General features: G+C 72.2%; 8 protein-coding genes and 1 pseudogene. 6 read left to right on the top strand and 3 right to left on the bottom strand.

The window, feature by feature from the left end; all coding sequences use genetic code 11:
• Nucleotides 1-149 precede the first annotated feature (149 nt).
• The 3 genes from AB0I76_RS14440 to AB0I76_RS14430 all read left to right on the top strand — a co-directional run bounded on the left by AB0I76_RS14440 (nucleotide 150) and on the right by AB0I76_RS14430 (nucleotide 3982).
• Nucleotides 150-1157 carry an ABC transporter permease gene (locus AB0I76_RS14440; protein ID WP_357034578.1) on the top strand — a complete coding sequence of 336 codons (1008 nt, stop codon included), beginning with the start codon at nucleotides 150-152 and terminating at the stop codon, nucleotides 1155-1157.
• 9 nt (nucleotides 1158-1166) lie between these two features.
• Complete coding sequence (locus tag AB0I76_RS14435) at nucleotides 1167-2153, top strand: ABC transporter permease (protein WP_357034575.1); 987 nt, start codon at nucleotides 1167-1169, stop codon at nucleotides 2151-2153.
• 92 nt (nucleotides 2154-2245) lie between these two features.
• Nucleotides 2246-3982, top strand: coding sequence for an ABC transporter substrate-binding protein (locus tag AB0I76_RS14430; RefSeq protein ID WP_357034573.1), 1737 nt, complete (start codon nucleotides 2246-2248; stop codon nucleotides 3980-3982).
• A gap of 55 nt (nucleotides 3983-4037) precedes the next feature.
• Here the strand turns inward: AB0I76_RS14430 and AB0I76_RS14425 are convergent, their stop codons facing one another.
• The gene (locus AB0I76_RS14425; protein ID WP_357034571.1) at nucleotides 4038-6182 is read right to left on the bottom strand and encodes a prolyl oligopeptidase family serine peptidase; all 2145 of its coding nucleotides are present in this window, start codon (nucleotides 6180-6182) and stop codon (nucleotides 4038-4040) included.
• A gap of 88 nt (nucleotides 6183-6270) precedes the next feature.
• Between AB0I76_RS14425 and mshB the strand changes: the two genes are divergently transcribed.
• The 3 genes from mshB to AB0I76_RS14410 all read left to right on the top strand — a co-directional run bounded on the left by mshB (nucleotide 6271) and on the right by AB0I76_RS14410 (nucleotide 8220).
• The gene (gene mshB / locus AB0I76_RS14420; RefSeq protein ID WP_357034569.1) at nucleotides 6271-7197 is read left to right on the top strand and encodes an N-acetyl-1-D-myo-inositol-2-amino-2-deoxy-alpha-D-glucopyranoside deacetylase; all 927 of its coding nucleotides are present in this window, start codon (nucleotides 6271-6273) and stop codon (nucleotides 7195-7197) included.
• A 17-nt stretch (nucleotides 7198-7214) separates the two neighbouring features.
• Nucleotides 7215-7667, top strand: a complete 453-nt coding sequence (locus tag AB0I76_RS14415; RefSeq protein WP_357034580.1) for a hypothetical protein — start codon at nucleotides 7215-7217, stop codon at nucleotides 7665-7667.
• A gap of 88 nt (nucleotides 7668-7755) precedes the next feature.
• Nucleotides 7756-8220, top strand: a complete 465-nt coding sequence (locus AB0I76_RS14410; RefSeq protein ID WP_357034568.1) for a hypothetical protein — start codon at nucleotides 7756-7758, stop codon at nucleotides 8218-8220.
• Nucleotides 8221-8316: 96 nt separating this feature from the next.
• Here the strand turns inward: AB0I76_RS14410 and AB0I76_RS14405 are convergent, their stop codons facing one another.
• Nucleotides 8317-9483, bottom strand: coding sequence for a hypothetical protein (locus AB0I76_RS14405; protein WP_357034566.1), 1167 nt, complete (start codon nucleotides 9481-9483; stop codon nucleotides 8317-8319).
• Between the two features lie 107 nt (nucleotides 9484-9590).
• Nucleotides 9591-10274 (bottom strand): annotated as a pseudogene (locus tag AB0I76_RS14400) (GNAT family N-acetyltransferase); the annotation flags it as partial.
• Nucleotides 10275-10337 lie beyond the last annotated feature (63 nt).

Here is a 10337-nt window from a genome sequence, read left to right as displayed (position 1 = left end):
AAAGCCCGCGACATCTGCGCCACCGACGAGCCCACCCTGACCCCCCGCGACGGCGGACACCAGGCCACCGCCTGCCACTTCCCCGAAACCGGACCACTCACCGCCGGTGCCGACGCGACCGGCACGGACGCCGTCGAGGAGGTGGCGAGATGAGCCTGTCGCCGGTGGAGGGCGAGACCCGGGCGGAGATCGGGACCGAGCCCGCGGTGAGTCCCGACGAGCGGAAGACGTTCGTCGGCCGGTCACCGGGGCAACTGGCCTGGGCCCGGTTGCGGCGCGACCGGACCGCGATGGTCAGCGGATGCGTGCTCGTCGTCCTCGTGACCATGGCCCTCGCCGCGCCGCTGATCTCACGGCTGTACGGGGTCGGCCCGAACGAGCAGTTCCAGCAGTTGCTCGACGGGAACGGGATGCCCCTCGGCTACGCGGGCGGCATCACCGGAGACCACTGGTTCGGACTGGAGCCCCGACTGGGCCGGGACATCTTCATCCGCATGATCTACGGCATGCGGACGTCGCTGTCCATCGCGTTCGCCGCCGCACTGGTCACGACGACCATCGGCGTGATCACGGGCATCCTCGCCGGTTACCTGGGCGGGGCCGTCGACGCCGTGCTCAGTTGGATCACCGACGTGGCGCTCGCCCTGCCCTTCCTGATCTTCGCGCTGGCCGTGGTGCCGACCGTGGCGCTGCGCTTCTACGGCGCCCGGGAGGAGGTGCCGGCGTGGTTCCAGGTGACGGTGCTGATCGCGATCTTCGCGGTCTTCAGCTGGACCAGCACCGCCCGGCTGGTCCGGGGTCAGGTGATCTCGCTGCGGGAACGGGAGTTCGTGGAGGCGGCCCGGGCCAGCGGCGCCGGGCTGGGGCACATCATGTTCCGCCAGTTGCTGCCGAACCTGTGGGCACCCGTCCTGGTCGCGTTCTCGCTGGCGGTGCCGCAGTACATCACCGGCGAGGCCGCGCTGTCCTTCCTGGGCATCGGCATCCTCGAACCCACCGCCGACTTCGGTCGGATGATCTTCCAGAGCATCCCGTACCTCCAGACCGACCCGGCGTACGTCCTCTTCCCCGGCGTGACGATCTTCCTCCTGGTGCTCGCCTTCAACCTGTTCGGTGACGCGCTGCGCGACGCGCTCGACCCGAAGTCCTCCCGGTAGGGGTGTGCGATGACGCGATTCCTGGTCCGGCGGCTGCTCACCGCCGTGCTCACCCTCTTCGCGGTGAGCGTCCTCAGTTTCCTCATGTTCTTCGGTCTTCCGCGCGACCCGGTCAGCGGCATGTGCCCGAAGAACTGCAACGCCGAGCGGCTGGAGCGGGTCCGCGAGGAACTCGGCCTGCGCGACCCGCTGATCACCCAGTACGCCAACTACATGAAGGGCATCGTGACCGGCCGCGACCTGGGCAGCTCCCAGGGTGGCCGGTGCGAGGCCCCGTGCCTGGGCTACTCCTACGTCAACAGCGAGGCGGTCACCGACACCCTGACGCGGGTGTTGCCGGTGACGCTGAGCATCGTGATCCCGGCGGCGATCCTCTGGCTGCTGCTCGGGGTGGGCCTGGGCATGGTCTCCGCGTTGCGGCGCGGCACCTGGCTGGACAGGTTCGCCATCGGCTTCGCCCTCACCGGGGCGTCACTGCAGCTCTACTTCGTCGGTGCGGTGCTGCTGCTGATCTTCACGTACAACCTGGGGATCACGCCGGTGCCGGGCTACACGTCGATATTCGACGATCCCGTCAAGTGGGCGAGCGGGTTGGTGCTGGCCTGGGTGTCGCTGGCCTTCCTCTTCTCGGCCATCTACGCCCGGCTGTCGCGGGCGCAGATGCTGGAGACGCTGTCGGAGGACTTCGTCCGGACGGCGCGGGCCAAGGGCCTGCCCAAGCGGACGGTGTACGGGCGGCACGCACTGCGCGCCGCCATCACGCCGGTCGTCACCATCGCCGGCCTCGACGTCGGGGGAGCGCTGGGCGGCACGGTGATCACGGAGACCACCTTCGGGATCCAGGGGCTGGGCCGGACGGCGGTCGACGCCGTCCGCGCCGGTGACCTGCCGACCATCATGGCGACCGTGCTGGTGGCCGCGGTCTTCATCGTCGTCGCGAACATCGTGGTCGACCTGCTGTACGCCGTCATCGACCCCCGCGTCCGGTTGCGATAGAGCATCGGGTCCGGGCAGGGCATGGAGGATTCCTCCAGTCTCTGTTACATACATCGCAGGTTTTCTACTTCTGACGGGAAGGAGGGCGCGAGATGCGCCTGAAGAGGGCAACCGCCGCTGGCGGAGCACTCGCACTGCTCGTGGTCATGGGCGCGTGCAGCGAGAACAAGGGCACCGGTGGCACGACCGATGCCGACCGCGTGCAGAGCGGGTCGATCGCCACCGACCCGAAGGAGTCGATGGGCCCGGCGGCGGAGGTCCCCGGTGCGGCCAAGGGCGGGACCTTCCGGGTGATCCGGGAGACCAAGATCTCGCACATGGACCCGCAGCGGGTCTACTCGTTCGCCGGTCTCATGAACGCCCCGCTCTACAGCCGCTTCCTGACCACGTTCAAGGACGACGGCTCGGGCAAGGTCACCCTGGTCGGTGACCTCGCCGAGACGCCCGGCACCGACGTCAACTCCGACTGCAAGGTCTGGGAATTCAAGATCAAGGACGGGGTGAAGTTCGAGGACGGCAGCCCGATCACCTCCAAGGAGATCGCGTACGGCATCGCCCGGTCCTTCGACCCGGACCTCACCGGCGGCCCCACGTACCTCCAGGAGTGGCTCGCCGACACCCCGCAGTACGACACCAAGTGGGACTTCAAGGCGAACAAGACCGCGCTGCCGCCCGGCCTGACCACGCCGGACGCCAAGACGCTCCGGTTCGAGTTCGCCAAGCCGCACTGCGACCTGCCGTTCGCCGCCTCCCTGCCGTACACGGCTCCGCTCAAGGCGGACAAGGACACCGGCGTCAACCTGGACAACCAGCCGTTCTCGTCCGGGCCCTACAAGATCACCAAGAACACCGCGGGTGTCGAGGTGGTCATGGAGCGCAACGAGCACTGGGACCCGAACACCGACCCGGTGCGGCACGCGTACCCGGACCGGATCGTCTGGAACTTCGGCCCGGACGCGGAGGCGGGCGCCAACCGGGTCATCGCCGACAACGGTGACGACCAGGCGGCGCTGGCCTGGAACGGCGTTCCCTCCGCCCTGGTCGCCAAGGTCACCGGTGACGCCGCCCTCAAGCCGCGCTCGGTGCAGGGCCCGACGCCGAGCCTGTGGCGGCTCACCATCAACACCTCCCGGGTCACCGACCTGTCGGTGCGCCAGGCGCTGAACTACGCGATCGACCGGGACGGCTTCGTCAAGGCGTACGGCGGTGAGGCGTCCGCGCGGGCCGTCACCACCCTCATGCCGCCGTCGACGATCGGCTACGAGAAGTACGACGCCTACCCGGCCGGCCCGACGGGCGACGTCCAGAAGGCCAAGGAACTGCTCGCCGGTAAGACGCCGGAGCTGGTGCTCGGCATCAGCGACGACTCGCCGGAGCTGGCCACCCAGCTCAAGGGCAACCTTGAGAAGGCCGGCTTCAAGATCACGATCAAGACGATCCCGACCGACGCCAAGCTCGACGAGGTCGGCAAGAAGAACAACCCGTACGACCTGTACACCGACCAGTGGGCCGCCGACTGGCCCAGCGGCGCGGCCATCCTGCCGGTGCTCTTCGACGGCCGGACCATCAAGGCCGAGAACAACAGCAACACCTCGTACGTCAACAGCGACGAGATCAACAGGGAGTTCGACCGGGTCCTCGCGCTGCCGGTGACCGAGCAGGGCAAGGAGTGGGCCAAGCTCGACCAGCGGATCATGAAGGAGATCGCCCCGGCGGTGCCGCTCTTCGTGGAGAACGGCTACTACCTGCACGGGTCCAAGGTGGGCGGGATCTTCATCTCCAGCATCTTCGGGTACCCGTCCTTCGTGAACGTGCACGTCAAGCAGTAGCCGCACCCCGGCAGGCGGGCCCCCGGTCGACAACGTCGTCGGCCGGGGGCCTTCCTCATCCCAGGTGCTGGCGGAGGAAGTCGAGCTCCAGCCTCAACAGGCTCTCGGCGACGCCGCCGGCGGCCATGTGGGTCGCCCCGGTCAGCGGGAGCACCGCGTGCGGGCGACCGGTGGCCAGCAGTGCCGCCGACAGTCGCAGCGTGTGCGCGGCCACCACGTTGTCGTCGACCAGCCCGTGCACCAGCAGCAACGGCCGGGCCTGGTCGGGACGCGTCACCGGCTCGGCGGCCATCTCCACCAGCGAGTGGTGCGCGTACACGTCCATCCCGTCCTCGGGCATCCCCAGGTACCGCTCGGTGTACGCGGTGTCGTACAGGGCCCAGTCCGTCACCGGCGCGCCGACGATCCCGCACCGGAACAGCTCCGGGTGCCGCAGTACCGCCAGCCCGGCCAGCCAGCCGCCGAACGACCAGCCCCGCACCGCCACCCTGTCCAGGTCCAGGTCCGGCTGCTTGTCGGCGAGCGCGGTCAGCGCCTCCACCTGGTCGGTCAGCACCACGTCGGCCACGCGCCGGTGGATCGCCTTCTCGAACGAGGGCGCCACGCCGGGCGTACCGCGGTTGTCGACGACCACCACCGCGAAGCCCGCGTCGGCCCACCACTGCCGTTCCAGCCAGGCCGCGCGCGCGGCGATCACCTCCTGGTGCCCCGGGCCGCCGTACACGTCGAGCAGCACCGGCAGCCGCCGGCCGGTGACGTGGTTCTCCGGGTAGAGCACCGCCGCCGGCAGCCGCCGGTCGGTCACCCGCTCCAGCAGCGGCAGCGGGGCGTACGGCGGGGTGGCGGCGAGCGAGCGCAGCACCGCCACCTCCCGCTCGCCCTGGGTCACGGTCCAGCGGGTGCCGGCGTGGTCCAGCGAGGCCGTGCCCACCACCAGCACGTCCCCGCCGACCGCACCGACGTGCCAGGCGGCGTCGGTGGTGATCCGGCGGGCATCCACACCCCCGCCGATGCTCGTCCGTACGCGGAACAGGTGCTGCTCGCTCGGCTCCCCGTCGCTCGCCTCCACCAGCAGGTCCGCCGGGCCGGGGCCGTTCGGCAGTCGCCCGACCACCCGCCGCACGTACAGCGACGGCGGGGTGAGCAGGGTCCCGTCGGCGAACAGGCAGCGCGCGTCGTACCCGTCGTGGGCCAGCTCCCCACCCACCAGCACCCGGCCGTCGGGCAGGTGGGCCGGGGTGCCCGGGATCGGCTCCACCCAGCGGGGGTCGGCCAGTTCCGCGTGCACCTGGGTCTCGCCGGTGCGTGGGTCCACCGCCAGCACCAGCCCGTGCTGCTGGGACCGGCGCAGCACGGTGATCAGCGGACCGCCGTCGGCCCAGTGCACGGCCGTCAGGTACGGGTAGGTCTCGCGGTCCCAGTGCACGTCCACCCAGCCGTCGTCGAGGTCGAGCAGGTGCAGGCTGACCTCGGCGTTCGGGCCGCCAGCCACCGGGTACGCGACGCTGACCGGCTCACTCGCCGGGTCGGCGGGGTCGTGCAGGTGCCAGCGCCCCAGCCGGGACTCGTCCACCCGCGCGGCCAGCACCGACCGCCCGTCCGGCGCCCACCAGTAGCCCCGGAAGCGGTCGAACTCCTCGGCCGCGATATGTTCGGCCAACCCCCAGGTCACCCCGGAGTCCTCGCCGGCCAGCAGGGTGTCGGTCCCGTCGGCCTCGACCACCCGCAACTGCCCCCGGCGGACCCCCTCGGCGGCGTCCGTCACGTACGCCAGCCGCTGCCCGGTCGGATCGGGGCGCGGGTCGAGCACCGGACCGACGGCGGCCACCTCGACCACGTCGCCGTGCACCAGGTCCGCGCGGAACACCCGCCCGGCGAGCGCGAAGACCGCCACCCGGCCGGCGTCGTCCAGGGCGTACGAGCCGATGCCCGACGTGCTCAGCCGCCGTCGCTCCCGCAGCGCCCGCTCGCCGGGGCTCAGCGTGGCCGGGTCGCCGTCCGCGCCGAGCAGCACCGCCGGGTCGGCGACGAGCCGTTCCTCCCCGGACGCGACGTCGAGGAGCCAGAGCGCGTCGGCCGGGTCCTCCGGACCGGCCGAGCGCAGGAAGACCACCCGGGAACCGTCGTCAGCCACGGTGACGGCGCGCGGTGCCCCGAGCCTGAACCGACGGGTACGTGCGGCCAGCTCCGGAAAGTCCACAGCTTCAGATCGTAGGGCGACCGCCGGGGTGATGTGGGCGACCTGCGCGGACGCGTCGGCGCCGGGTGCCGGAGAACCGCCGGATAGAGTGACGGTCGTGACGACGCTGCCCGCCCGCCGGCTTCTGCTGGTCCACGCGCACCCCGACGACGAGTCCATCGGCACCGGCTCGACGATGGCGCACTACGCCGCGACCGGTGCGCACGTCACGCTCGTGACCTGCACCCTCGGCGAGGAGGGCGAGATCCACGTGCCGGAGCTGGCGCAGCTCGCCGCCGCCGGGGCGGACCAGCTCGGCGGCTACCGGATCGGCGAGCTGGCCGACGCCTGCCGCGAACTCGGCGTCACCGACCACCGCTTCCTCGGTGGTGCCGGCCGCTACCGGGACTCCGGGATGATGGGCCTGGCCACCAACGAGCACCCCCGGGCCTTCTGGCAGGCCGACCTCGACGAGGCCGCCGGCCACCTGGTGGAGGTCATGCGCGAGGTCCGCCCACAGGTCATGATCACGTACGACGGGAACGGCTTCTACGGGCACCCGGACCACATCCAGGCCCACCGGGTGGCGATGCGGGCGGTGGAACTGGCCCGCGCCGAGGGCTGCGCGCCGGCGAAGGTCTACTGGACGGCGATGCCGCGCAGTGTCCTGGACGCCGGTCTGACGCACTTCACCGAGGCGTCGGACAACCCGTTCGACGGCATCGCCAGTGCCGACGAGCTGCCCTTCGGCACCCCCGACGAGCAGATCGCGGCCCGGATCGACGCGACCGAGCACCACGCCGCCAAGGAGGCGGCGATGCGGGCGCACGCCACCCAGATCCCCGCCACGTCGTGGCTCTACTCGATCGCCGGCAACTTCGGCGCCGAGTTCATGGGGGTGGAGTACTTCACCCTCGCGGTGGGGGAGAAGGGCCCCGGCTTCGGACCGTACGGCTGGGAGGAGGACCTCTTCGCCGGGCTGCCCGCCGTCGACGGCGCGGACCGGTCCCCGGTCGGCGCGACCGGCGCCCGGTGACCCTGCCCGCCGCGCCGATGTCGGTCGTCCCGGACGAGAGCGCGCCGCCCGACCCCGGACGGTCGCGGGAGTCGCTCGACCTCGCCCTCCGGGTCGTCGGCGGCGTGTTGGCCGCGCTCGGCGGGTTGCTGAGCGCGGTCCTGGAACTGCTGCTGGCGCCGCTGCGCGTCGGCGGGCAGTTGATCGGTGTCGCGGTGCTGGTGGCGGTCGGTGTGAACCTGCTGCTGGGCTGGTTCGCGCACCGGGTGGTGTCCCGGCGCTGGGCGGTGGCGCTGCCCGCCGTGCCCTGGTTCCTCCTCGTCGCGATCGCTGGCCTGCGGACCGATGAGGGCGACCTGCTGCTCGCGGGGACCTGGGTCGATCTGGGGATGATCGTGGCCGGTGCGATGACCTTCGCGGTGGTGGGCTTCCGGCAGGTCCTCGCCGCCCCGCCCCCGCCGGAGCGCCTGCGCCCGCCGTCGGTTCCGTGACCGGTACTGACGACACACAGGTCGCGGTGGTACATATTCCTGCCAGGAGGCCCGCCAGCGGGGCGGGCGGTACGGCGGGAGGCGTGCGATGAGGGAGCGGTGGCGCGTGATCGTGGTTCTCGCGGTCGCGCTGTTCGCGGTCAACGTGGTCGCCCGGCTGATCATCCGGCTCGGCTTCGACGGTGACGACGGTGCCGCCGACCGGGTGTCGCTGGGGATGTTCGTGGTGATCGGGCTGATCCTGGCCGTGGTCGCCTTCCGGTGGGGCCGGCAGCGGCCGGTCGCCGAGTGGAGCAGTGACCTGGTCGTCGCCGTCGGCGCCGCGCTGCTGCTGACCGTGCTGGTCGGGCCGCTGCTGGTCGGCAACAACCCGTTCGCCGGTGGCGCGGGCACGTTCTTCGCCCAGATCTGGCTCTACCTGGCCGCCGCCGGCGCCGGCGTGCTGCTGGGCTACCTGCTGCTCACCGCGCTCGGCCTGGATCACCGCTCGCAGACCCTCAAGCGGTACGCCGAGGTCAAGGCCGCAAAACCCCGCCGCCCCGTCCGTCGCTGACCCCGCCCGTGCGCCGTCCCTCCGACGGCAGCCGTTGATCAAGGGGTTTGCGTCAGCAGGAGCGCTTTCGCTGACGCAAACCCCTTGATCAACAGGCTAGCGGGGGGAGCTGTGCCGTCCGTCGGTGCCGGGCAGGGGTGGGGTCGCCACCGCGGTGTCGGCCGAATCGGATCCGGCGGTGAGGACGGTGCCCTCCGGTGTGACGATCTCGTCCACCGGATCCATCTCCGCCGGGACCATCGAGGTCAGCACCCGGTCGGCCGTCTCCATCGTCACGTCGGGGCCTGACCCGACCGGCTCGTCCCGGGTCCGTACGGACTGGTCCCCGGTGGCTCCCCGGCTGCGCGGGACCCGTGCTGGTCCGGGCGGCCCCGTGTCGTTCGGTTCGGACCGCCGGGCCTTCGCGTCGTCAGGTGTGGCCGGTAGCGCGGGGGTGTCGGGCGCCGGGGGCACCGGCAGCGCCGTCCTGTCGGCCATCGCCGCCTCCAGTTCCGCCGCTCGCCGCTCCACGTCCTCCACCTCCGGAGCCTGCGGCGTCACGTCCGCCAGTTCCGCCGCTCGCCGTTCGAGGTCTGCCAGCGCCGCCGCCCGGGGTGAGTCCGACGCCACCGAGCCGTCGGTGCCCACGCCTCGGGAGCCGGAACCGGAACCGCGGCCTGAGCCGGCACCGCGGCCTGAGCCGGAGGCACCACCCGAGCCGGGGCCGCTCCGGGAACGGGAGCCGCGACCGGACTGCGGACCGGTGCCGGAGCTGTTGCGTGACCGGGTGGTCCTGCGGCCCTCGCGAAGAGCCTTGATCAGGGCGTCGACCAGCTCGTCCTTGCGCATGTCGGCGGTGCCGGTGATGCCGCGTCGGCGGAGTCGGTCGCGGAGCTGGTCGACCTTGAGGCGGGCGATCTCGCTCTCGTTGACGTTCGGGGTGTTCGGCGTCTGGTTGCCGGGCCGCTCGCCGGAACCGGACCGGGAGCCGCCCTGGGAACGGGAGCCGCGACCGGACTGCGGACCGGTGCCGGAGCTGTTGCGTGACCGGGTGGTCCTGCGGCCCTCGCGAAGAGCCTTGATCAGGGCGTCGACCAGCTCGTCCTTGCGCATGTCGGCGGTGCCGGTGATGCCGCGTCGGCGGAGTCGGTCGCGGAGCTGGTCGACCTTGAGGCGGGCGATCTCGCTCTCGTTGACGTTCGGGGTGTTCGGCGTCTGGTTGCCGGGGACGTCCTTCGTCGCCGTCGAACCGCTGGCGCGCCCCGATGCGCTTCGCGTGGCCATCGAGTGGTCCTTCCTGAGCCGGGGTTGCGGGGGTGGTCACGGCGCCTCTCGCGCCGCGTCCACCACTCCCGTACCCCACAGGACCTGCGAGAACCCTCCCGATGCGGTCAGGCCGTCGGGGCCACCCGGGTCAGGTAGGTGTGGTGGGTGGTGAAGCCCAGAGCCCGGTACAGGGTCACCGCCGGTGTGTTGCGCTGCTCGACCTGAAGGAAGGCGTGGGTGGCACCCTCCGCTGCGCCCCACTGCGCCAGGCTGCGGACGATCCGCCCGGCGAGGCCCTGGCGTCGCGCCTCCGGCACCACCTCGATCAGGCTCAGCCCGAGCCACCGTCCCGCGCCGGTGACGGTTCCCCGACCGATCGCGACGAGCCTGCCGTCGGCGTACACCTGGGCGAAGCGGACCCGGTCCACCGCGGTGAGCACGTGCCGCGCGGCGTCCGGCAGGCCACCCTTGCGGCCGGCGGCGATGACGAGCCAGTCCTCGGACGGTGCCGTCGCCAGCTCGACCGGCGGCGACCCGGCGCCGGCCGTGGGCGGTCCGGTGGCCGGGGAGATCCCGGACAGCGGGACGGTCTGCACCAGCACCGGCGGTCGGGCGCCCCAGCCCCGCGTGTCAAGTTCGGCGCCGACTGGCGCGGCGAGCGGGAGTGGGGTGTTCACCATCGCCGGCTGACCCAGCCCGGCGTACCAGGACTCGATCGCGTCCACGGCGGCGGGCAGCGGTCGGTCCGGATCGCCGACGGGGAGCGCGGAGTTGGCGCGGCCGGTCCAGCCGGCCGCGGAGCGCACCACCCCTGGGGCCGCCCCGGGCCGGCCGGCGGGGGGGCCCGCCGCTGGGTGGAGGCGCCCGCGGTC

The sequence above is a fragment of the Micromonospora sp. NPDC049799 genome (assembly GCF_040656655.1).
Lineage (GTDB): Bacteria > Actinomycetota > Actinomycetes > Mycobacteriales > Micromonosporaceae > Micromonospora.
This window is presented reverse-complemented; position numbering and strand designations above follow the sequence as displayed.

Coding starts and splice junctions, on each gene's coding strand:
- AB0I76_RS14440 (WP_357034578.1), top strand. CDS start 150: ATGAGCCTGTCGCCGGTGGAGGGCGAGACCCGGGCGGAGATCGGGACC.
- AB0I76_RS14435 (WP_357034575.1), top strand. CDS start 1,167: ATGACGCGATTCCTGGTCCGGCGGCTGCTCACCGCCGTGCTCACCCTC.
- AB0I76_RS14430 (WP_357034573.1), top strand. CDS start 2,246: ATGCGCCTGAAGAGGGCAACCGCCGCTGGCGGAGCACTCGCACTGCTC.
- AB0I76_RS14415 (WP_357034580.1), top strand. CDS start 7,215: ATGTCGGTCGTCCCGGACGAGAGCGCGCCGCCCGACCCCGGACGGTCG.
- AB0I76_RS14410 (WP_357034568.1), top strand. CDS start 7,756: ATGAGGGAGCGGTGGCGCGTGATCGTGGTTCTCGCGGTCGCGCTGTTC.
- AB0I76_RS14405 (WP_357034566.1), bottom strand. CDS start 9,483: ATGGCCACGCGAAGCGCATCGGGGCGCGCCAGCGGTTCGACGGCGACG.